Source organism: Kitasatospora sp. NPDC008115, assembly GCF_042957205.1.
Lineage (GTDB): Bacteria > Actinomycetota > Actinomycetes > Streptomycetales > Streptomycetaceae > Kitasatospora.
In genome coordinates, this window is the sequence record NZ_JBIBHU010000021.1 from 18,645 (window position 1) to 40,335 (window position 21,691).

Below are 21,691 nucleotides of genomic sequence, written 5' to 3' on the forward strand. Positions count from 1 at the left end.
GTGGGACCGATCGGTCCCACGGCCCTCGTCGTTTCTCCGGAGTCCTCGTGCTCCGCGACCGGCTCAGGGGCGCAGCCGCAGGCCGCGCGGGGTGGCGTGGAAGCCCGCCTGCTCCAGGGCGCCGCCGAGCGCCGAGCCGAGGGCCGGCTCGCCGTTGGCCCGCTCGACGGTGACGCTGCCCAGCGCCCCGGCCCGGGCCGCCCCGGCCAGCGCGGACGCCGCCGCGGCGAGGGTGGCCTCGTCCTGCACCCAGGCCAGCAGCGACTTGCCGCCGCGCTCCACGTACAGGCACAGCTCGCCGTCGACCAGCACCACCAGGGCGCCGGCCTTCCGGCCGGGGCGGTGCGCCTTGCCCGCCGCCTCGGTGGACCCGGCGGGCGGCTCGGGCCAGGGCAGCGCGGCGCCGTAGGCGTTCGCCGGGTCGGCGGCGGCCAGCACCAGGGCCTGCGGCGGTTCGGCGCTCGGGGCGGCCGGCCACTCGGCGCCCCGGGCCCGCTCCAGCCGGCCGCTGACCGAGCGCAGCCGGTCGGCCGCGCCCTCCATGGCGAACTGGGCGCCGCCCAGGCCCTCGACGAAGTAGCCCCGGCGGGTGTGGCCGCGCTCCTCCATGGCGGCGAGCACCCGGTAGACCCCGGCGAAGCCGCCCGGGACCCGCTCGGCGGCGACCGTGCCCCGGGTGAGCAGGCCGTGCCGGTCCAGCAGGCTCTGCGCCTGGGCGGTGGCCCGGACGGTCGGGTCGGCGGCGAACGGGGGCAGCAGCGACCAGCGGCCGCCGACCGTCGGCGGGCCGCTGCGCAGCGCGCCGCCGACCCGGCCGAAGGGGCGTCCGGCGCCGCCGAAGCGCCCGCGCGGGGTGGCCCGGGGCGCCCGGTGGGCGGTGGCGCCGGCCGTCCGGCCCGAGCCGAGCAGGGCGCGCAGCGGGGCCAGGGTGTCATTGCCGGCGTACCCGGCCCAGACGAGGTCCCACAGGGCCTCGACGAGTTCGGGCTCGGGCGTCTCGGGGAGCTGGGCGGCCAGCTGGCGGAAGAACAGCCCGTAGCCGCCGGCCAGCGCCTCCAGCACCGCGGTGTGCACGGGGGTGACGGCGGGCGGCACCGGTTCGGGGCGCAGCAGATGGGCGTTCTCGGCCAGGTGCAGGCTGATCCAGCCGTCCTTGCCGGGCAGCGCGCCCGCGCCGGCCCAGCCGACCTCGCCGGCCGCCATCAGCTCGTCCAGCAGACCGGGGGAGTAGTCGGCGAGCCGGGCCGGGAGGATCAGCTTCTCCAGGGCGGAGGCGGGCAGCGCGGTGCCCTGGAGCTGTTCGACCACCCGGAGCAGGCCGTCCGGGCCGCGCAGGCGGTGGCCGGCCAGGTGCTGCCACTGGGGCAGGAAGGCGGCCAGGGCGCGCGGCGGGACGGGTTCGACCTCCTGGCGCAGGGCGGCCAGCGAGCGGCGGCGCAGCCTGCGCAGGACGTCGGCGTCGCACCACTCGACGGTGATGGTGTGGCCCTCGAGAGGGGCAGCGCGCAGCGCTTCCGACGAAGGGTGGTGGGCGACGGGCGGGATGAACTCGCCCTGGACCAGGCGGCCGTTGGCGGTGAGGCGGTGCAGGGTGCCGGTGACCACGGCGGAGCCGAGGCCGTAGCGGGCGGCGGCCTCGGCTGCGGTGAACGGTCCGTGGGTGCGGGCGTGCCGGGCGAGCAGGTCGCCCAGCGGGTCCTTGACCGGTTCGGTGAAGGCCTCGGGCACGCCGACCGGCAGCGGGGTGCCGAGGGCGTCGCGCAGCCGGCCGGCGTCCTCGATGGCGGCCCAGCGCTGATCACCGCCGATCCGGACCTGGATCACCCGGCGGGCGGCCTCCAGCTCCAGGGCCCAGAGCGGTTCGGCGCCGCGGGCGGTCAGCTCGGCCTCGCTGAGCGGGCCGAGCAGGCGCAGCGCGTCGGCGACGCCCTCGGCGTCCTTGATCCGGCGCTCGGGGGTGAGCCGCTGGAGTTCGGCCTCCAGGTCGGCGAGGACCTGCGGGTCGAGGAGTTCGCGCAGTTCGGCCTGGCCGAGGAGTTCGGACAGCAGCCGGGAGTCGAGCGAGAGGGCGGCGGCGCGGCGCTCGGCGAGCGGGGAGTCGCCCTCGTAGAGGAACTGGGCGACGTAGCCGAAGAGCAGGGAGCGGGCGAACGGGGAGGGTTCGGGGGTGGTGACCTCGACCAGCCGTACGGCGCGGGATTCGAGGTCGCCCATCAGCTCGACCAGGCCGGGGACGTCGAAGACGTCCTGGAGGCACTCGCGGACGGCCTCCAGGACGATCGGGAAGGAGCCGTACTCGGCGGCGACCTCCAGGAGTTGGGCGGCGCGCCGGCGCTGCTGCCAGAGCGGGGTGCGCTTGCCGGGGTTGCGGCGGGGGAGCAGCAGGGCGCGGCCGGCGCACTCGCGGAAGCGGGAGGCGAACAGGGCGGAGCCGCCGACCTGGTCGGTGACCAGCTGTTCGATCTCCTGCGGGTCGAACAGGGCGGCGTCGGCGCCGACCGGGGCGTCGTCGGTGACCGGCTTGTCCGAAGGGAAGTCGAGAAGGTCGGCGTCCGGCAGGCGGAGCACGATGCCGTCGTCGGCGTGCATCACCTGCGGGTCGAGGCCGTGCTTCTCGCGCAGCCGGGCGGCGAGGGCGAGTGCCCAGGGGGCGTGCACCTGGGCGCCGAAGGGGGAGTGCACGACGATCCGCCAGTCGCCGAGCTCGTCGCGGAAGCGCTCGACCACGATGGTGCGGTCGTCGGGGAGGTGGCCGCAGGCGGTGCGCTGCTCGGCGAGGTAGTCGAGCAGGTTGCCGGCGGCCCAGTCGTCCAGGCCGGCCTGCTTCAGCCGGGCGGTGGCGGTCTGCGGGTCGAGCGCGCCGAGTTCGCGGGTGAAGGCGCCGAGGGCGCGGCCGAGTTCGAGCGGGCGGCCGAGGCTGTCGCCCTTCCAGAACGGGAGCCGGCCGGGGACGCCGGGGGCGGGGGTGACCAGCACCTTGTCGTGGGTGATGTCCTCGATCCGCCAGGAGGTGGTGCCGAGGGTGAAGACGTCGCCGACCCGGGACTCGTAGACCATCTCCTCGTCCAGCTCTCCGACCCGGCCGCCGCCCTTCTTCGGATCGCTGCCGGCGATGAAGACGCCGAACAGGCCGCGGTCGGGGATGGTGCCGCCGGAGGTGACGGCGAGCCGCTGGGCGCCGGGGCGGCCGCTGACGGTGCCGGCGACCCGGTCCCAGACCAGGCGGGGGCGCAGCTCGGCGAAGGCGTCCGAGGGGTAGCGGCCGGCCAGCATGTCGAGCACCGCGTCGAAGGCGGACTGCGGGAGGGTGGCGAAGGGCGCGGCCCGGCGGACCGCGGTGAGCAGTTCGTCGACCTGCCAGGTGTCCATCGCGGTCATCGCGACCAACTGCTGGGCGAGCACGTCGAGCGGGTTGCGCGGGATGCGCAGCGCCTCGATCCGCCCGGCCCGCATCCGCTCGGTGACCACGGCGGACTGCACCAGGTCGCCCCGGTACTTGGGGAAGACGACGCCGGTGGAGACCGCGCCGACCTGGTGGCCGGCCCGGCCGACCCGTTGCAGGCCGGAGGCGACCGAGGGCGGGGACTCGACCTGGACCACCAGGTCGACGGCGCCCATGTCGATGCCGAGCTCCAGGCTGGAGGTGGCGACCACGGCGGGCAGCCGGCCGGCCTTGAGCTCCTCCTCGACCAGGGCGCGCTGTTCCTTGGAGACCGAGCCGTGGTGGGCGCGGGCGATCACCGCCGGGGCGCCCTTGGCGGCGCCGGAGCCGCCCATCAGCAGGGCGGGGGCGTGCGCCTCGGGCAGTCCGTCGCCGGTGGCGCGCTCGTGGGCGATCTCGTTCAGCCGGTTGCAGAGCCGCTCGGCGAGGCGGCGGGAGTTGGCGAAGACGATGGTCGAGCGGTGGGCCTGGACGAGGTCGACGATCCGCTCCTCGACGTGCGGCCAGATGGAGGCCTGCCGCTGCGGGTCGCTGTCGGCGGCGCCGCCGACAGCGGGGGCGGCGGGCAGGTCGTCGAGGTCGGGGACCGGGACGACCACCGAGAGGTCGAACTCCTTGGCGGCGGGCGGCTGGACCACCTCGGCGCCGCGCCCGGGGCTGAGGAAGCGGGCTACCTCCTCGACCGGGCGGACGGTGGCGGAGAGGCCGATCCGGCGGGCCGGGCGGTCGAGCAGCTCGTCCAGCCGCTCCAGGGAGAGCGCGAGGTGGGCGCCGCGCTTGGTGCCGGCGACGGCGTGCACCTCGTCCAGGATCACCGTGTCGATGCCGCGCAGGGCGTCCCGGGAGGCGGAGGTGAGCAGCAGGAAGAGCGACTCGGGGGTGGTGATGAGGATGTCCGGCGGGTGGGTGGCGAAGCGGCGGCGGTCGGCGGCGGGCGTGTCGCCGGAGCGGATGCCGACCTGGACGTCCGGTTCGGGCAGGCCGAGCCGGACGGCGGCCTGGCGCAGGCCGGCCAGCGGGGCGCGGAGGTTGCGCTCGACGTCGACCGCGAGGGCCTTGAGCGGGGAGATGTAGAGGACCCGGCAGCGGCGTTTGGGCTCGGCGGGCGGCGGGGTGCTGCTGAGCCGGTCCAGGGCGGAGAGGAAGGCCGCGAGGGTCTTGCCGGAGCCGGTGGGGGCGACCACCAGGACGTCGGTGTCCCGGGCGATGGCGCGCCAGGCCTCGGCCTGGGCGGTGGTGGGCGCGGAGAAGGCGCCGCTGAACCAGGCCCGGGTGGCGGGGGCGAAGCCGGCCAGCGGGTCGGCCGGGGGCGGGGTCGGGTGCGCGGTCGCCATGCCCCCATGGTGCCGGGTGGCACCGACAACCGGGGCGGGGCGGGCGGGGCGGTGGCCGTTCGGGGCAACCGGAAAGGCAGAACGGACAATCGGATCATATGGTGATGATTCAGTCCTTGTGATGCCCCTGTGAAGACCAGCCCCCTGCGGCCGGCCGCCCCGGTGCGGCCGCCGGGACCCGACGAGCGGAGGCCGTGCCATGGCGCAGGCGGACCCGTCCGGCCGCGGTCCCGTCCCGGTCGCCGTCCGGCTGGCCGGGCCGGCCGGGAGCGCCCGGCGCCGGGGCCGGGGGCCGCTGCGGGTCCTGCTCGCGATGCTGCTCACCGCGCTGGTCGTCGGCGGCGCCGTGCCGTACGTGGCCGGACCGGGGCGGGCGTACCTCAGCTATCTGGTCCTCGCCGAGCGGGCGGACGCCGAGGGGGCCGGCCGTGCGGCGGAGCAGACCCGGGCGGCCGGCGGGCAGGTCGTCCAGGAGTACCCGCAGATCGGGGTGGTGCTCGCCTACGCCGCCGGGGGCTTCGCGGAGAAGGTCCGCGGGCGGCCCGGGGTGGCCGCCGTCGGTGCCACCCGCACCTCCCCGGTGCCCGGCCCGCCCCGGTCGGTGGAGGGCGCTGGCGACTTCCGGGCCGGGACGGACGGCGGGGACTCCAGGGCCGGGGCGGCCGTCGGGGACGGCGGGGACGGCGGGGACGGCGGGGACGACACCACTGTCACGGTCCCCGACCCCGGCGAGCGCGACGCCTGGAACCTCGCGCTGCTCGGCGCCGCAGGCGCGGCCGCGGACACCACCCCCCGCTCGCCGCGCGGCCCGGACGCCCCCGGCGCCGACGCCCTGCGCAGGGTGCTGGTCGCCGTCCTCGACTCCGGCGTCGACGACACCCACCCCGACCTGCGGGCGGCCGTCGACCCGAGGAGCTCCGTCTCCTGCGCCGACGGCCGCCCCGACGCCCGCACCGGGTCCTGGCGCCCCGACACCGGGGTCGGCGAGAGCGGCCACGGCACCCACGTCGCCGGGATCGTCGGCGCCACCCGGGACGGCCGCGGCGTCAGCGGCGTCGCCCCCGGCGTGCGGATCGCCGCCGTCCGGCTGCTCGGCCCGCTCGGCCAGTACTACGCCGAGAACATCGTCTGCGGCATGCTCTGGGCCGCCGACCACGGCGCCCGGGCGATCAACAACAGCTACTTCGCCGACCCCTGGAAGTACAACTGCCCCGACGACGCCGACCAGGCCGCGCTGACCGCCGCCGTCGGCCGGGCCGTCGCGTACGCCCGCCGGCAGGGCGCCGTGGTGGTCGCCTCGGCCGGCAACGACGCGCAGGACCTCGGCGCCGTCCGCACCGACGAGCGCAGCCCCAACGACCGCACCACCGGACCCCCGCAGACCCGCGAGCTGGGCCCCGACTGCCTCCGGCTGCCCGGCGAACTGCCCGGCGTGGTCACCGTGACCGCCGTCGACCGGGACGGCCGCCCGTCCGCCTACACCAACCACGGGCGCGGCCGGGTTTCGCTCGCCGCCCCCGGCGGGGACCCGGACGGCGGCACCCGGGGGGCGGTGGTCTCCGACTGGCCCGGCGAGCGGTACGCCGCACTGGCCGGCACCTCGATGGCCGCGGCGCACGTCACCGGCGCGGTCGCGGTGGCCGCCGCGCTGCACCCGGACTGGGACGCCGACCGGCTCGCCGCGCTGCTGGCCAGCGCCGCGGACGCCGCCTGTACGCCCGGCCCGCACGCCTGCGGCGACCACGAGTACTACGGCGCCGGGGCGCTGGTCCTGCCGCGCTGAGCCGCCGCCCGGAAAACCGGGTGACGGGCCGGGGCGGGCGGGCGAGGATCGGGGGATGGACGTCTTCCTCACCACCGAGCGGCTGGTGCTGCGCCGCTTCACCGCCGCCGACGTGGACGCCCTGGTCGAACTGGACGCCGACCCGGAGGTGACCCGCTACCTGACCGGCGGACGGCCCACTCCCCGGGAGGTGGTCGAGCACACCCTGCTGCCGCTCTACCTGGACCACTACCGCCGGTACGGCGACCTCGGCTGGTGGGCCGCCGAGGAGCGGGCGGGCGGGGCCTTCCTCGGCTGGTTCGAGTTCCGGCCCCCGGACGGCGACCGCGCCGAGGTCGAGCTGGGCTACCGGCTGCGCCGCCCGGCCTGGGGGCGCGGCTACGCCACCGAGGGCGCCCGGGCGCTGATCCGCCGGGGCTTCACCGGGCTCGGCGTCGAGCGGGTGGCGGCGTACACCATGGCGGTCAACGCCGGCTCGCGGCGGGTGATGGAGAAGGCGGGGCTCTCGTACGTGCGGACCTTCCACGAGGATTATCCGGAGCCGGTCCCGGGCAGTGAGCACGGCGAGGTCGAGTACGCCCTGACGGCGGCCGGCTGGCGCCCGTAGGGACCGGCGGGACGGTCCGGGATACTGATGGGCATGAGGCTGACGGAGTTCTGGCGGCGGATGTACGAGCACTTCGGCGAGGTGTACGCGGAGTCCTTCGCGAGCGACCACGTGATGAGCGAACTCGGCGGGCGGACGGTCCGTCAGGCGCTGGAGGCGGGCTGGGAGGCCAAGGACGTCTGGCGGGTGGTCTGCGACACCCAGGGCGTCTCCTCCGCGCTCCGCTGACCGGGCCCGGCCCCGACCCCCGGCGGCGACCCCCGTCCGATGCTCGAACGCACGTCGGAGATGGGTCAGACTGTGCGGGTGGCAAGCAGTGCAGAACAGCAGAATTCGGACAGGTCGGCGCAGGTCGCCGACGAGGCCGCGGGCCCTACGCCCGTCTCCCCGCCCGCGCCGCCGTCGGGAGCGGGGCCGACCCGTACCGCGGGGGACGGCCTCTGGGGTTCCGGCATGCCGCGCTGGCTGCCCCGGGCGATGGTGCTGGCGCTGGTCCTGGTCGGGCTGTTCCAGCTCGCCGACTGGGCCTTCCACGAGCTGATCGACCTCTTCGTGATGCTGCTGGTCTCCTTCTTCCTGTCGCTGGCGCTGGAGCCCGCGGTGGACCGGATGGCCGCCCGCGGGGTGCGCCGGGGGGTCGGCACCTTCCTGGTCTTCGTCGTGCTGGCGATCGCCGTCGCCGGCTTCGTGACGGCGCTCGGCACCCTGCTGGTCGACCAGGTGGCGAAGATCGCCGGCGACCTCCCGCACCTGCTCGACAATCTGATCGACTGGGTCAACCGCACCTTCCACCAGGAACTCTCGCTGGACGAGTTGCAGAAGAAGCTGCTCAAGGACTCCGGCGCGATCGAGAGCTACGCGCAGTCGGCCGCGGACAACGTCTGGGGTGTCTCCTCGACCCTGATCGGCGGGCTGTTCCAGGCCTTCACCGTTGGCCTCTTCACCTTCTACTTCACCGCCGACGGGCCCCGGGTGCGGCGGACCGTCTGCTCGATGCTGCCGCCCGCCAAGCAGGCCGAGGTGCTGCGCGCCTGGGAGATCGCGCTGGCCAAGACCGGCGGCTACCTCTACTCCCGGGCCCTGCTCGCGGTCGCCTCCTCGCTCGCGCACTGGGTGATGTTCGCGCTGCTCGACCTCCCGTACGCGGCCGCGCAGGCGGTCTGGGTCGGTGTCATGTCGCAGTTCGTGCCGACCATCGGCACCTATCTGGCGGGGGCGCTGCCGGTGCTGGTGGCGCTCACCACCGACGAGCCGGTGGACGCGGTCTGGGTGCTGGTGTTCGTGGTGGTCTACCAGCAGATCGAGAACTACCTGCTGCACCCGCGGATCACCGCGAAGACGGTGGACGTGCACCCGGCGGTGGCGTTCGGCTCGGTGCTCGCGGGCGCGGCGCTGCTCGGCGGGGTCGGCGCGCTGATCGCCATCCCGGCGGCGGCCACCTTGCAGGGCTTCGTCGGCACGTACGTCCGGCGGTACGAGGTGACCGACCCGCGGGTCGACCGCGGCGAGCAGCGCCGACAGCGGCGGGCGCTGCGCCGGGAGGCGGCGCGCCGGCTGCGGCGGATGGTCGGCGGGGACTCGGACCGGAAGTAGCCCGGAGTCGATCAAGGCTCGAACGGCATAGGCTTGATTCGAACACGTGTTCTTTGTACTCTCCGGCGCAGAGTTCTCCCCAGGCGGAGCCGGGTCGGAGCCGATTGTCGGTGGGACGCGCTAGCGTCGAGGACGATGAAGCGCACAGCACAGAACCCGAGGGTGGAAGCCATGGCAGGTACGGACCGCGAGAAGGCCCTTGAGACGGCGCTCGCCCAGATCGAGCGGCAGTTCGGCAAGGGCTCGGTGATGCGCCTCGGCGAGAAGGCCAACGAGCCGGTCGAGGTGATCTCCACCGGGTCCACCGCCCTGGACGTCGCCCTCGGGGTCGGCGGCATCCCGCGCGGCCGGGTGATCGAGATCTACGGCCCCGAGTCCTCCGGCAAGACCACGCTGACCCTGCACCTGGCGGCCAACGCCCAGAAGGCCGGCGGCACGGTCGCCTTCGTCGACGCGGAGCACGCGCTCGACCCGGAGTACGCCAAGAAGCTCGGCGTGGACACCGACGCCCTGCTGGTCAGCCAGCCGGACACCGGTGAGCAGGCCCTGGAGATCACCGACATGCTGATCCGCTCCGGCGCGATCGACCTGGTGATCATCGACTCCGTGGCGGCGCTGGTCCCGCGCGCGGAGATCGAGGGCGAGATGGGCGACTCGCACGTCGGTCTGCAGGCGCGTCTGATGAGCCAGGCGCTGCGGAAGATCGCCGGTGCGCTGAACCAGTCGAACACCACCGCGATCTTCATCAACCAGCTGCGCGAGAAGATCGGCGTGATGTTCGGCTCGCCGGAGACCACGACCGGTGGCCGGGCGCTGAAGTTCTACGCCTCGGTCCGTCTGGACATCCGCCGGATCGAGACCCTGAAGGACGGCACCGAGGCGGTCGGCAACCGCACCCGCGTCAAGGTCGTCAAGAACAAGGTCGCCGCGCCGTTCAAGCAGGCCGAGTTCGACATCCTCTACGGCGTGGGCATCAGCCGTGAGGGCGGCCTGATCGACATGGGCGTCGAGCACGGCTTCATCCGCAAGTCGGGCGCCTGGTACACCTACGAGGGCGACCAGCTCGGCCAGGGCAAGGAGAACGCCCGCAACTTCCTGCGGGACAACCCGCAGCTGGCCGACGAGATCGAGCGGAAGATCAAGGGCAAGCTGGGCATCGGCCCCAAGGTCGAGGAGCCGGCGGCCGACGCCGCGGCGGGTGCCGCCGAGCCGGCGGCCAAGCCGATCACCGCGACCGCCGCCAAGACGGCCGCGGCGAAGAAGACGGCGGCGGCCGCCAAGGCCTGAGCCGTTGACGCAGCACAGTGGGCCGGCCGGCCCGGAGGAGGACGACGACTACGGGCCGCCGGACTGGTTCGCGGCCGTGGCCGAACCGGAGCCCGGGCCCGGACCCGAGCCCGAGTTCGGACCGGAGCGCGTCCGGTCCGCACCGAGGTCCGCATCGAGGCCCGCCGCGCGGCCGGCGGACGTCGGGGAGCTCGGGCTCGTCTCCGCCTCCGAGCTGCCCTCGGGGCGGCGTCGGCGCCGCTCGGCCGTCGAGAGCGACCGGGACGACCCGGGCGACGGAGCGGGGGCGGCCGGTCACGGGGGTGCGGCCGCCCCCGCCCCGGCGTTCCCGGAGGAGCGGCCGCGGCGGCGCTCCGGCCGTTCCCGGCGCGGGTCCGACCACGAGGGTCCGGATGGCCCGGACAACTCGGAGGACGCGGACGGTGCTTCCGGGCGTCCCGGCCCGTCCCGGCGTTCCCGGGCCGAGGAGCCGGCCGACCCCGAGGGCCGGGCCCGGGACATCTGCCTGCGCCTGCTCACCGGCGCGGCCAGGACCCGCAAGCAGCTCGCCGACGCCCTGCGCAAGCGGGAGATCCCGGAGGAGGTCGCCGAGGAGGTGCTGACCCGGCTGGAGGAGGTCGGGCTGATCGACGACGCGGCCTTTGCCCGCGCCTGGGTGGAGTCCCGGCACAGTGTCCGGGGCCTGTCCCGGCGCGCGCTGGCGCAGGAGCTGCGGACCAAGGGGGTCGCCGGGGACCTCGCCGAGCAGGCCCTCGCCCAGCTCGACCCGGACGACGAGACCGAGGCGGCCCGCGCCCTGGTCGAGCGCCGGCTGCGGACCACCCGGGGCCTGGAACGGCAGACCCGCACCCGCCGGCTGGTCGGCGTGCTCGCCCGTCGCGGCTACTCCGAAGGGCTGGCCTTCCGGGTGGTCCGCGAGGCGTTGGACGAGGAGGAGGCCGGCGCCGGGGACCACGGTGCGGCGTACGGGGACACGGCGTACGAGGACTGACGCCCGGGTCACCGGGGGTTACCCGACGGTTGGTCAACTGCCTGGCCAGTCTTGACCGTTTCGTAACCCGCGCTTAGCCTCGCACTCAGTGCGGGAGCACGTCGATCATCCCTCGGCCACCCCCGGCCGCGCTCCCGGCCATGCCTGCGGTCCGGCGGTTGCGGGCCGGCCGCGCGAGGGTCCCGGGCGGAGTGCCGCGGTGGGACGGGGAGTGGGCAGCATGAGGATCGCGGTGGGCGCCGGACCGGCCGCCTCCCTGCTGGTGGCGGCCGTGCTGGCGGCCCTGGCGACGGCCTGGCTGCTGGCCCGGCGGATCCGAGGCGCGCAGCGCCGGGCCGTCGCCGAGACCGAGCGGGCGCGACGGCAGGCCGAACAGCAGGCGGACCGGCTGCGCGCCGAACTCGACCGGCGCGAGCAGTGGTTGGCCGGCGAGCTCGACCGGCTGCGCGCCCGCGAGGGCGAACTCGCCGAGCGGACGGCCGAGGTGGCACGCGCCCGCGACGAGGCGGCGGAGCTGATCCGGCACCGGGCGGCCGAACTTGAGCGGACCGCCGGACTCTCCGCGGACCAGGCGCGCGCCGAACTCGTCCGCGCCGCCGAGGCGCAGGCCCGCCGGGAGGCGGCGGTCGCCGTCCGGGAGATCGAGCGCGCCGCCCGCGAGGAGGGCGAGCAGCGGGCCCGGGGCATCGTGGCCGGGGCGATCCAGCGGCTGGCGGCCGAGCAGACCGCGGAGACCGCGGTGTCGGTGTTCCGGCTGCCCACCGAGGAGATGAAGGGCCGGGTGATCGGGCGCGAGGGCCGCAACATCAAGACCTTCGAGGCCGTCACCGGCGTCAATCTGATCATCGACGACACCCCGGCGGTGGTGCAGCTCTCCTGCTTCGACCCGGTCCGCCGGGAGACCGCCCGGCTCACCCTGGAACAGCTGGTCGAGGACGGCCGGATCCACCCGCTGCGGATCGAGCACGTCCACGCGCGCAGCCGCGCCGAGGTGGAGCGCCGCTGCGTGCGGGCCGGCGAGGACGCGCTGCTCGCCGCCCGGGTCGGCGGCATGCACCCGGAGCTGGTCCGCACCCTGGGCACCCTGCGCTACCGGGCCTCGTACGGGCAGAACGTGCTCGGCCACCTGGTGGAGTCGGCGCACCTGGCCGGGATGATGGCCGCCGAGCTGGGGGTGGATCCGGAGCCGGTGCGGCGTGCGGCGCTGCTGCACGACATCGGCAAGGCGCTGAGCCACGAGGTCGAGGGCAGCCACGCGGCGGTCGGCGCGGACTTCGCCCGGCGGCACGACGAGCCGGCGGACGTGGTGCACGCGATCGCCGCGCACCACGGCGAGGTGGAGCCGAAGACCGTGGAGGCGGTGCTGGTGCAGGCCGCCGACGCCTGCTCGGGCGGGCGGCCGGGCGCGCGCAAGGAGTCGCTGGAGGTGTACGTGCGCCGGCTGGAGCGGCTGGAGGCGATCGCCCGGGCGCACGACGGCGTGGCGGACGTCTACGCGATGCAGGCCGGCCGCGAGGTCCGGGTGATGGTCCGCCCGGAGGTGGTGGACGACCTCGGGGCGCAGATGATCGCCCGCGAGGTCGCCAAGCAGGTCGCCGAGGAGCTGACCTACCCGGGCCAGATCCGGGTCACGGTGGTCCGGGAGAGCCGGGTCACCGAGGTGGCCCGCTAGGAGCGTCGGCGCCCTGGGCACCGGCCGGGCGGGCGGTCGGCGGCTCCGGCTCGGGCTCGGGAACGCCGGTGAGCGAGGCCGGGCCGCCCCGGGCCCGGTCGGCCAGCGCCTGGAGGTCCTCGGCGTCCGCGCCCTGGGTGACCCCGACGAGGTGGCCGTCGGGCCGGATCAGCAGCACGGTGTGCGGTCCCGCGCCCGGGTAGGCCTCGGTGACCAGGACCTCGGCCGGCACCGGCAGCGCGGCGGCGACCTCGGCCAGCCGGGGCATCAGCCCGGCGCCGAGCCAGCGCTCGGCGGACCAGACGGCGGTGCCGGGGGCGACCAGCAGCAGCAGGAAGCCGGCGCCGAGCCGGGCGTGCAGCTGGTCCGGGGTGCCGTCGGTGGCCAGTACCGGCAGGTCGGGGACGAGCACACCGGGCGCGGTGGCGGGCAGCAGTTCGCTGAGCGAGGTGGCGCCGCGGGTGCCGCGCTGGACCGGGACCCGCCCGGGCACGCCCGCGGGGGCGGCCGGGTAGGCGGGGGCGCCGCCGAACCGGCCGGTGCCGAGGTGGCCGTCGGCGAGCAGCGGCGCGTGCTTGCGGAACGAGCCGGTGAGCAGCGAGCGCCGGGTCTGCGCCCAGCCGCGCAGCGGGCGCAGCAGCGGCATGGACTGGTCGACGGCGCGCAGCCGGGCGCCGACCGCGCCGCGCCGCTCGGCCTCGTAGCCGTCGAGCAGGGAGCCGCCGGGCTGCGGGCCGCCGGAGTGGAGGTGCCACGCGAGGGCGAGCCGCCAGGCCAGGTTGTCGGCGTCGCGCAGGCCGTCGGTGAGGTTCTGCATGCCGAGCGCGCCGTGCAGGTGGGCGGCGTCGCCGGCCAGGAAGCAGCGGCCGACCCGGAAACGGGCGGCCAGCCGCTGCTGGGCGGTGTGGTCGGCGGCGGCGAGCAGGTCGAACTTCGGGAGTTCGCCGCACCAGCCGGTGAGGGTGGCGGTGACCCGGGTGAGCAGGGTGTCGCCGGTGACGATGCCGGGCCAGGTGGCGTGCGGGTCGACCGGTTCGGTGACGGTGGGCCGGCCCGGGGGGAGCCGCCAGTCGAGCCGCCAGACGCCCTGCGGCAGCGGGCGGGCGGTGGCCTCGCGGTCGCCGCGCCACGGCGGCTCGCGGTGCAGCCGGGGTTCGGTGAACGGCAGGTCGACCCGGACGGTCGCGACGGCGCTGCGGTCGACGGCGGGCCGGCCGGGGAAGCGGATCTTCAGCAGTTTGCGGACGGCCGAGCGGGCGCCGTCGCAGCCGACCAGGTGGCTGCCGCGCCACCAGGTCTCGGTGCCGTCCTTGGGGCTGCGGGAGAGCACGCTGACGCCGTCGCGGTCCTGTTCGAGCCGGGTGACCCGGCTGAGCGGGACCAGTCGGACCAGCGGGGTGCCGGTGAGGGCGTCCTGGAGTCCGCGCTGCAGGCGGTGCTGGGGAAGGTGCAGGACGGGGGTGTCGGAGAGGTCGATCCGGAGCACCTCCTGGCGGCGGCGCCAGACGGTGAAGGCGTCCCAGCGGGCGGCGTCGGCGGCGGCCCGGGGGTAGCCGATCCTGGTGAGGAAGGCGGCGGTCCCGCTGCCGAGGACGACGCTGCGAGGGCTCTCGGGGCAGAGCCCGGAGCCCTCGTCGAGGACGACGGTCGGCACCTCGTGCCGGGCGAGCGCGAGGGCCAGGGCCAGGCCGACCGGCCCGGCCCCGACCACGATCACCGGGTCCATGCCGGCCCCTTCGGGCCCGGACGGTCCGCTGCGGTGCGGCCGTGGACCTCCGGGCAGGGGCCGTTCGACGAGGTGGCGTCATATGCCGCGTGGATGCTCCCGGATGGTGTCACGAAGAGCAATGCAACAGTTCACCTGCGTGCCCGTCAAGCAGCAGATGAAGTGCGCCGGTTCGCGCCGCTTCGGCCGCGTGCCTCGATCCACCGGGCGAGCGCGGTGAGCAGCAGGCACATCGCGATGTAGACGGGCCCGATCACGAGCACCACGGGGATGTAGGGGAAGCCCGCGGCGTTGATCGGCTGGGTGGCGATGGCCTTGCCGACAAAGAGCAGCTCGGAGTAGGTGATGACGAAGCCGAGCGAGGTGTCCTTGAGGGTGACGACCAGCTGGCCGATCATCGAGGGCAGCATCGAGCGGACCGCCTGCGGGACCAGGATGGTCGTCATCACCTGGGTCTTGCGCATCCCGAGCGCGAACGCCGCCTCGCCCTGGCCCCGGGGGACGGCGTTGACGCCGCTGCGGATGATCTCCGCCTGGACCGAGCCGTTGTAGAGGCTGAGCCCGAGCACCAGCGCCCACAGCGGGTCCTTGGCGAAGAACCCGTAGTAGAGGGCGACGATCAGGATCAGCAGCGGCATCGCCCGGAAGAACTGGACGAAGGAGACGCACGCCCAGCGCACCGGCCGGTGGTCGGAGAGCTGCCCGGCGGCCAGCAGCGCGCCCAGCACCAGCGAGAACACCGCGGCCAGCCCGAAGGCCCGCAGGGTGGCGAGCAGGCCGTCGACGATCCGCTGCTGGATGGTCGTGTACTGGAACGCGTCCCAGAGCAGGGGGTCGAACTGGCCGTTGTCGTTCAGCGCGCTGAAGGCGTACCAGAGCAGCCCGGCGATGCCGAGCAGCGAGAGCACCCCGAAGACCCGGTAGCGGGTGCGGGCCCTGGGGCCGGGGGCGTCGAAGAGGACGCCGGCCGTCGTGGGACGGGTGAGGAGCTTGCTCATCGGGCCACCGCCAGTCGGGACTCCAGGAAGCGGAACAGCAGGGCGACGGTGGCGCTGATCAGCAGGTAGGCGCAGGCCACCCAGAAGAAGATCGCGAAGATCGAGTAGCCGTCCCCGTCGGAGAACCCCTGCTGGACGCTGTACAGCTCGCCGACGCTGAACGCGCCGGCGATCGCGGAGTTCCTGGGCAGGGCGATGAAGACGCTGCTCATCGGCGCCAGCACGGTTCGGGCCGCCTGCGGCAGGACGATGTGCACCAGGGTCTGGCCGAAGGTCAGGCCGAGGCTGCGGGCGGCCTCGGCCTGGCCGAGCGGCACCGTGTTGATGCCGGAGCGCAGCACCTCGCAGACGAACGCGGCGGTGTAGCCGCCGAGCGCCAGCACCGCGAAGGTGAGGTGGTCGAAGTGCACGCCGAGCGGCGGGAGGCCGAAGGTCACGGCGAAGAACAGCACGGTCAGCGGGGTGTTGCGGAAGATCGTCACCCACAGGGTGCCGAAGGCCCGCAGGACCGGGATCGGGGAGACCCGGAAGGCCGCCAGCAGGGTGCCCAGCAGCAGGGCGAGCAGCGCGCTGAGCGCGCTCAGCTCGATCGTCTGCAGGAAGCCGTCGCGGAACAGCGCGAAGTTGCCGTTCTCGAACAGGAAGCCCATCCGGCGGCCCTCCTCTCAGGGGTTCGTCGACCCGGGGGTCGGGCGGATCAGTAGCGGTCGAGGGCCGGCGGCTGCGGCGCGGTGGAGCCGGAGAGGCCGAGGGTGGCGTCGTAGGCCTTCTTCCAGTCGCCGTTGTCCTGGTGGGCCTTGATCGCGTCGTTGATCGCGTCGCGCAGCGCCTTGTCGTCCTTGTTCAGGCCGACGCCGTAGTTCTCCTTGGTGAACGTCTGGCCGACCACCTTGAGCTTGGGCGCGTACTTGGAGGCGTAGCCCTTGAGGATGGCGTCGTCGGTGGTGACCGCGTCGACCTCGCCGGACGACAGCTTCTCGACGCAGGCCGAGTAGGTGTCGAACTGGGTGATCTTCGGCGAGTACTTCTCGATGTTCTTGATCGAGGTCGAGCCGGTGGCGGTGCAGACGTTCTTGCCGTTCAGCGAGTCCGGGCCGGTGATGGCGGTGTTGTCGGCCTTGACCAGCAGGTCCTGGCCGGCGATGTAGTACGGCCCGGCGAAGGAGACGGTCTTCTTGCGCTCGTCGTTGATGCTGTAGGTGCCGACGTAGAAGTCGATCTGGCCCTTGGAGATGGCCGGCTCGCGCTGCGAGGAGACCAGGGTCTGCCACTTGATCTGCTGCGGGGTGAAGCCGAGGTCGGCGGCGACCATCTTGGCGATCTCGATGTCGAAGCCGCTGCGGTCGCCGGTGGCGAGGTCCTCGAAGCCGAGGAACGGCTGGTCGGCCTTGGCGCCGATGATCAGTTGGCCGCGCTGCTTGGCGGCGGCCAGGATCGCCGAGTCCACCTTGACGTCGGTCTTCACGGCGTAGGTGGGCAGGGCCGGTGCGGGGGTGCCGCCGGCACCGGTGGCGGCGGCGCCGGGGGTGCCGTCCTTGCCGCAGGCGGCGGTGGCGGTGAGCGCGACGGCACAGAGCGCGACGGCGAAGGTGCGACGAGTCCTCATGAGGGTGCTCTCCTCGGGCTGGGCCACGGTTCAACCGGGCTCTGGCGAAGGGAAGTTCGAAGGTGGGGCAAGCGGGCGGGCGGGCGCGCGGCGGCGCCCTTGCCGCCGTCGGCCGGGATCCGGCCCGGGGGAGTCAGTGGTGCAGGATCTTGGAGAGGAAGTCCTTGGCGCGCTCGGAGCGCGGCGCGGTGAAGAAGGCCTCCGGGGTGTTCTGCTCGACGATCCGGCCGTCGGCCATGAACAGGACCCGGTTGGCGGCGGAGCGGGCGAAGCCCATCTCGTGGGTGACGACCACCATGGTCATGCCGTCGGCGGCCAGCCGGCGCATGACCTCCAGCACCTCGTTGATCATCTCGGGGTCGAGCGCCGAGGTGGGCTCGTCGAAGAGCATCACCTTCGGGTTCATCGCCAGCGCCCGGGCGATCGCGACGCGCTGCTGCTGGCCGCCGGACAGCTGGGCCGGGAACTTCGCGGCCTGGGCGCCGACGCCGACCCGGTCCAGCAGCTCCCGGGCGGTCGCCACGGCCTGGTCGCGGGCGATGCCGCGGACCTTGACCTGGCCGAGGACCACGTTCTCCAGCACGGTCTTGTGGGCGAACAGGTTGAAGCTCTGGAACACCATGCCGACCTCGGCCCGCAGCCGGGCCAGCTCGCGGCCCTCGGCGGGCAGCGGGCGGCCGTCGATGGTGATCGTTCCGGAGTCGATGGTCTCCAGCCGGTTGATCGTCCGGCACAGGGTGGACTTGCCCGAGCCGGACGGGCCGATCAGCACGACCACCTCGCCCTGCCGGATCTCCAGGTCGATGTCCTGGAGCACGTGCAGCGCACCGAAGTGCTTGTTCACGTTGCGCAGGACCACCAGCGGATCGGCGTCGGCGCGGGAGTCCTTCCCGAGGCTCGTGGTCATCGCGCCGGCTCCCTCTGGTCGGCCGCGGGGGAGGCTAACTCCCTTGGGCGGCAATGGCGGTAGGAATCCGAGGGCCGCGACCGGCGGAGTCGCGACCCTCGGTGGGGCGACCATAGGAGGCCTGACGATGTCTCGTCAGCCGATCTGAGCGGAACTTGAGGATCACGATCCGGCCACACGATCGGCGGGTGCTGTTCACCGGGGGCCGTACCGGGCACAGTGGCAGCGTCGGCGGCCGCCGACCGTCGGCGCCGGACAAGAGCGCCCCGGAGGCGAGCGGGCGCCCGACGACAGCGGCGGCCATGATCGCGGAGCCCCGGCGGGGCCGCGCGCCCCGGCCGCCGTCACCGGCCGAGCCTGGCGTCCGGGCCGTACCTGGCCCATACTGCGCAGAACCGGGACCTTGCCCGGCAGGGGGAGCCGTCACGACCGTACGACGGCCGCGGGAGAGACCGCGGGAGACCCCCGGAGCACCGTCCGGGAGAGGAGGAGACACATGCGACTGCTGCTCGTCGAGGACGACGAACGGGTGGCCGCCGCGCTGGTCGCGGTCCTGGGCCGGCACGGTTTCCAGGTCCGGCACGCCCGCAGCGGCCACGAGGCGCTGGACGCCCTGGTGCCGGACGGCAACGAGCCCTACCGGGTGGTCCTGCTCGACCTCGGCCTGCCCGACCGGGACGGCTTCGAGGTCTGCAGCCGGATCCGGGCCGGCAGCGGCGTGCCGGTGATCATGGTGACCGCGCGCGCCGACATACGCTCCCGGATCCACGGCCTCAACCTCGGAGCCGACGACTACATCACCAAGCCCTACGACATGGGCGAGCTGCTCGCCCGGATCCACGCCGTCGCCCGCCGCGGCGCCGCCCCCGCCGCCGTCGCCGTGCCCGCCCCGGACGCCGTCCCGCAGCAGCGCGGCCCGCTGGAGTCCCGCGGCATCGTGATCGACCGCGAGCGCCGCCGGGTCAGCGTCGACGGCCGGGACGTGCCGCTCACCCGCAAGGAGTTCGACCTGCTGGCGCTGCTCGCGCAGAGCCCCGGCGTGGTCTACCGCCGCGAGCAGATCTTCAGCGAGGTCTGGCGAAGCGGCTGGGAGGGCAACGGCCGCACCCTGGAGGTGCACATCGGCTCGCTGCGCACCAAGCTCGCCCTGCCCGGCCTGGTCGAGGCGGTCCGGGGCGTCGGCTACCGGCTGATACCCGAGTGCCCCACCGCCGCCGACAGCCAGCCCCCGGCCCGCGCGGAGCACTGACCGCACGTGCGCACCCGCCTGCTCGGCATCCTGCTGTCGCTGATGCTCTGCGTGCTCGCCGCGCTCGGCATGCCGCTCGCGGCGGCGTTCGCGGCCGCCGAGCAGAGCCGGGTGGTCGTCGACCGGCTCGACGACGCCGCCCGGTTCGCGCAGGACCTGCCGACCTCCGGTTCCGGCCTGGAGTCCGCGCTCAAGGGCGACCCCCAGCCCGCCCCCGGCGACCTCAGCCGCCGGCACGCGCTGGACACCGAGGTGGCGCGCTACCACGAGCTCTACGGGGTGCGGATCGGCATCTTCCAGCGCGACGGCATGCCGATCGCGGTCGCCCCGTCCGACTGGCGGGTGCCCGCCAGCGGCTGGGCCGACCAGGCCTTCCAGGAGGCGCTGGACGGCCGGCGCAGCCACAACCCGCCGCAGGTCTGGCCGTGGACCCCGGACCGCACGCTCACCGTCGCCACCCCGGTGGTCCGCGACGGCGACGTGGTCGCCGTGGTGCTCAGCGAGTCCCCGACCGAGGCGCTTCGCGCCCGGGTGGTGCGCAAGTGGCTGGTGATCGGGGCCGGCGAGGCCGCCGCGATGATCGTCGCGGTGCTGCTCGCCGCCCGGCTCACCGAGTGGGTGCTGCGCCCGGTCCGCACCCTGGACCGGGCCACCCACGACATCGCCACCGGCCGGATGAACGCCCGGGTGGCGCCCGGCGGCGGCCCGCCCGAGCTGCAGCGGCTCGCCCGCTCGTTCAACGAGATGGCCGACCACGTGGTGCTCGCCCTGGACCAGCAGAAGGCCTTCGTCGCCGACGCCTCGCACCAGCTGCGCAACCCGCTGGCGGCGCTGCTGCTGCGGGTCGAGCTGCTGGGCCTGGAACTGCCCGAGGGGCACGAAGAGGAGCTCGGCGGGGTGCGCGAGGAGGGCGCCCGGCTGGCCCGGGTGCTGGACGACCTGCTCGGGCTGGCCACCGCCGAGCACGCCCGCCCCGAGCCCGAGCCCACCGACCTGGCCGTGCTCACCCTGGAGCGGGTGGACGCCTGGCGGCCGCTGGCCGGGCGGCGCGGGATCGAGCTGGTCTGGGAGGGCCCGGCGCTGGCGCTCGGCATGGCGGACCCGATCGGTTTCGGCAGCGCGCTGGACGCGGTGCTCGACAACGCGCTGAAGTTCGGCCCCGCGGGGAGCCGGGTGCGGGCGCTGGTCGCCGTGCGGCAGGAAGAGGTCGCGGTGACCGTCTCGGACCAGGGCCCCGGCCTCACCGAGGAGGAGCTGGCCAGGGCCGGCGACCGCTTCTGGCGCAGCACCCGGCACCAGAACGTGGACGGCTCGGGCCTCGGGCTGTCGATCGCCCGCACCCTGCTCCAGGCGGCCGGCGGCTCGCTCACCTTCGGCACCGCGACCCCGTCCGGCCTCGCGGTCACCCTCGCGGTGCCCCGGGCGGAGCGCAGGAAGGCCTAGCTCAGGGCTTCACCGAGCGGTAGTAGCGGGCCGCGCCCTCGTGCAGCGGGAGCGGGTCGGTGTAGACGGCGGTGCGCAGGTCGACCAGCTGGGCGGCGTGCACCTGGGCGCCGATCTGGTCGCGGCTGTCGATCACCGCCCGGGTCATGCCCTGGACCAGGTCGTCGTCCACGTCCGCCCGGGTGATCAGCAGGTTGGGCACGGCGACGGTGGCGACCGCCGCCTGCGGCTCGGCCTTCGGGTAGGTGCCCTTCGGCATGGTGGCCGCCCGGTAGGCGTCCGTCCCGCCGCCCTCGACCAGGTGGACCCGCTCGGCGAGGTCGCCCAGCGGCACGATCCGGATCCTGACGTGCTCGGACAGCTCGGTGAGCGCGGTGGTCGGCAGGCCGCCGGACCAGAAGAACGCGTCCAGTTGCCCGGCCCGCAGCTCGTTCGCCGCGTCGCCGATGCCCAGGAACGCCGGGGTGATGTCGCGGTCCGGGTTCAGCCCGGCGGCCGCCAGCAGCCGGCGGGTCACCAGGTTCACACCGGAGAGCGACTGGCCGACCCCGACCCGCAGGCCCTTGAGGTCGGCGGCGCTGTGCACGGGGGAGCCGGCCGGCACGATCAGCTGGAGGTAGTCGTCGTAGAGCCGGGCGATGGCCCGCAGCTTCTCCCGGCCGGGGCCGGTGTACTGGGCCACGGAGTCGGCGGTGGCGATCGCGAAGTCGTCCCGGCCCGAGGTGACCCGGGCCAGGTTGTCGATCGAGCCCTCGGAGTTGTCCAGCTCCAGCCGGACCCCGGGCATCGCCTTGGCCAGGTGGGCGTCCAGCAGCTTGCCGTACCGGTCGTACACGCCCTGCTCGACGCCGGTGGCCAGCCTGGTCTCGCCGCTGGGGCGCCCCGCCGAGCCGTCCGTCGACAGCCACCAGCCGCCCAGGCCCGTGAGCACCAGCACCAGGGCCAGCACGATCCGCCACAGCGGCCGGCGGGCCGCGGCGCGGAGACGGGAGGGGGTGCGGGGGGCCATGGAAGGGATAGTGCCAGGCGCATCGGCCGAACGGGAGGGAAAAC

Annotated in this window: 16 protein-coding genes; 9 read left to right on the top strand and 7 right to left on the bottom strand. The window is 74.9% G+C overall.

Annotated elements, in window-relative coordinates; all coding sequences use genetic code 11:
* Positions 1-63 precede the first annotated feature (63 nt).
* Positions 64-4,776: an ATP-dependent helicase gene (locus ACFZBX_RS24850; protein ID WP_391535989.1), complete on the bottom strand. Its 4,713-nt coding sequence runs from the start codon at positions 4,774-4,776 to the stop codon at positions 64-66.
* A gap of 199 nt (positions 4,777-4,975) precedes the next feature.
* Here ACFZBX_RS24850 and ACFZBX_RS24855 point away from each other — a divergent pair, with 199 nt between their 5' ends.
* The 7 genes from ACFZBX_RS24855 to rny all read left to right on the top strand — a co-directional run bounded on the left by ACFZBX_RS24855 (position 4,976) and on the right by rny (position 12,709).
* Positions 4,976-6,559, top strand: coding sequence for a S8 family serine peptidase (locus ACFZBX_RS24855; RefSeq protein WP_391535990.1), 1,584 nt, complete (start codon positions 4,976-4,978; stop codon positions 6,557-6,559).
* Positions 6,560-6,614: 55 nt separating this feature from the next.
* Positions 6,615-7,166: a GNAT family N-acetyltransferase gene (locus ACFZBX_RS24860; protein ID WP_391535991.1), complete on the top strand. Its 552-nt coding sequence runs from the start codon at positions 6,615-6,617 to the stop codon at positions 7,164-7,166.
* A 33-nt stretch (positions 7,167-7,199) separates the two neighbouring features.
* Positions 7,200-7,394 (top strand): DUF3046 domain-containing protein, encoded by a 195-nt coding sequence (locus tag ACFZBX_RS24865; protein ID WP_391535992.1) that lies wholly within the window; start codon positions 7,200-7,202, stop codon positions 7,392-7,394.
* A 78-nt stretch (positions 7,395-7,472) separates the two neighbouring features.
* Positions 7,473-8,759, top strand: coding sequence for an AI-2E family transporter (locus ACFZBX_RS24870; protein WP_391535993.1), 1,287 nt, complete (start codon positions 7,473-7,475; stop codon positions 8,757-8,759).
* Between the two features lie 171 nt (positions 8,760-8,930).
* Entirely contained in the window at positions 8,931-10,046 is a 1,116-nt protein-coding gene (recA, locus tag ACFZBX_RS24875) for a recombinase RecA (protein ID WP_391535994.1), read from the top strand.
* Positions 10,047-10,050: 4 nt separating this feature from the next.
* Positions 10,051-11,037, top strand: coding sequence for a regulatory protein RecX (locus ACFZBX_RS24880; RefSeq protein ID WP_391535995.1), 987 nt, complete (start codon positions 10,051-10,053; stop codon positions 11,035-11,037).
* A 220-nt stretch (positions 11,038-11,257) separates the two neighbouring features.
* The gene (rny, locus tag ACFZBX_RS24885) at positions 11,258-12,709 is read left to right on the top strand and encodes a ribonuclease Y (RefSeq protein ID WP_391535996.1); all 1,452 of its coding nucleotides are present in this window, start codon (positions 11,258-11,260) and stop codon (positions 12,707-12,709) included.
* On the opposite strand, the gene ACFZBX_RS24890 is transcribed toward rny, so the two are convergent.
* From ACFZBX_RS24890 to ACFZBX_RS24910, 5 genes are all read right to left on the bottom strand, one after another.
* Positions 12,690-14,435 (bottom strand): FAD-dependent monooxygenase, encoded by a 1,746-nt coding sequence (locus ACFZBX_RS24890; protein ID WP_391535997.1) that lies wholly within the window; start codon positions 14,433-14,435, stop codon positions 12,690-12,692. The genes rny and ACFZBX_RS24890 overlap by 20 nt on opposite strands.
* A 146-nt stretch (positions 14,436-14,581) precedes the next feature.
* Complete coding sequence (locus ACFZBX_RS24895) at positions 14,582-15,433, bottom strand: amino acid ABC transporter permease (RefSeq protein ID WP_391535998.1); 852 nt, start codon at positions 15,431-15,433, stop codon at positions 14,582-14,584.
* Positions 15,430-16,083 carry an amino acid ABC transporter permease gene (locus tag ACFZBX_RS24900; RefSeq protein WP_391535999.1) on the bottom strand — a complete coding sequence of 218 codons (654 nt, stop codon included), beginning with the start codon at positions 16,081-16,083 and terminating at the stop codon, positions 15,430-15,432. The genes ACFZBX_RS24895 and ACFZBX_RS24900 overlap by 4 nt, the downstream gene beginning before the upstream one ends.
* Before the next feature lie 47 nt (positions 16,084-16,130).
* Complete coding sequence (locus ACFZBX_RS24905; protein WP_391536000.1) at positions 16,131-17,039, bottom strand: glutamate ABC transporter substrate-binding protein; 909 nt, start codon at positions 17,037-17,039, stop codon at positions 16,131-16,133.
* A gap of 133 nt (positions 17,040-17,172) precedes the next feature.
* Positions 17,173-17,946 (bottom strand): amino acid ABC transporter ATP-binding protein, encoded by a 774-nt coding sequence (locus ACFZBX_RS24910; RefSeq protein ID WP_391536001.1) that lies wholly within the window; start codon positions 17,944-17,946, stop codon positions 17,173-17,175.
* A 496-nt stretch (positions 17,947-18,442) separates the two neighbouring features.
* Between ACFZBX_RS24910 and ACFZBX_RS24915 the strand changes: the two genes are divergently transcribed.
* Entirely contained in the window at positions 18,443-19,195 is a 753-nt protein-coding gene (locus tag ACFZBX_RS24915) for a response regulator transcription factor (protein ID WP_391536002.1), read from the top strand.
* A 6-nt stretch (positions 19,196-19,201) separates the two neighbouring features.
* Positions 19,202-20,638: a sensor histidine kinase gene (locus ACFZBX_RS24920; RefSeq protein WP_391536003.1), complete on the top strand. Its 1,437-nt coding sequence runs from the start codon at positions 19,202-19,204 to the stop codon at positions 20,636-20,638.
* 1 nt (position 20,639) lies between these two features.
* Here the strand turns inward: ACFZBX_RS24920 and ACFZBX_RS24925 are convergent, their stop codons facing one another.
* A complete protein-coding gene (locus ACFZBX_RS24925) occupies positions 20,640-21,647 on the bottom strand; it encodes a TAXI family TRAP transporter solute-binding subunit (protein ID WP_391536004.1) in 1,008 nt (335 codons plus the stop codon).
* Between the last annotated feature and the right edge of the window lie 44 nt (positions 21,648-21,691).

Excerpts from the sequence above, each read along its gene's own strand:
- ACFZBX_RS24895 (WP_391535998.1), bottom strand. The coding sequence starts at position 15,433 with ATGAGCAAGCTCCTCACCCGTCCCACGACGGCCGGCGTCCTCTTCGAC.
- ACFZBX_RS24860 (WP_391535991.1), top strand. The coding sequence starts at position 6,615 with ATGGACGTCTTCCTCACCACCGAGCGGCTGGTGCTGCGCCGCTTCACC.
- ACFZBX_RS24905 (WP_391536000.1), bottom strand. The coding sequence starts at position 17,039 with ATGAGGACTCGTCGCACCTTCGCCGTCGCGCTCTGTGCCGTCGCGCTC.
- ACFZBX_RS24915 (WP_391536002.1), top strand. The coding sequence starts at position 18,443 with ATGCGACTGCTGCTCGTCGAGGACGACGAACGGGTGGCCGCCGCGCTG.
- ACFZBX_RS24900 (WP_391535999.1), bottom strand. The coding sequence starts at position 16,083 with ATGGGCTTCCTGTTCGAGAACGGCAACTTCGCGCTGTTCCGCGACGGC.
- rny (WP_391535996.1), top strand. The coding sequence starts at position 11,258 with ATGAGGATCGCGGTGGGCGCCGGACCGGCCGCCTCCCTGCTGGTGGCG.
- recA (WP_391535994.1), top strand. The coding sequence starts at position 8,931 with ATGGCAGGTACGGACCGCGAGAAGGCCCTTGAGACGGCGCTCGCCCAG.
- ACFZBX_RS24850 (WP_391535989.1), bottom strand. The coding sequence starts at position 4,776 with ATGGCGACCGCGCACCCGACCCCGCCCCCGGCCGACCCGCTGGCCGGC.
- ACFZBX_RS24910 (WP_391536001.1), bottom strand. The coding sequence starts at position 17,946 with ATGACCACGAGCCTCGGGAAGGACTCCCGCGCCGACGCCGATCCGCTG.
- ACFZBX_RS24925 (WP_391536004.1), bottom strand. The coding sequence starts at position 21,647 with ATGGCCCCCCGCACCCCCTCCCGTCTCCGCGCCGCGGCCCGCCGGCCG.
- ACFZBX_RS24865 (WP_391535992.1), top strand. The coding sequence starts at position 7,200 with ATGAGGCTGACGGAGTTCTGGCGGCGGATGTACGAGCACTTCGGCGAG.
- ACFZBX_RS24890 (WP_391535997.1), bottom strand. The coding sequence starts at position 14,435 with ATGGACCCGGTGATCGTGGTCGGGGCCGGGCCGGTCGGCCTGGCCCTG.
- ACFZBX_RS24855 (WP_391535990.1), top strand. The coding sequence starts at position 4,976 with ATGGCGCAGGCGGACCCGTCCGGCCGCGGTCCCGTCCCGGTCGCCGTC.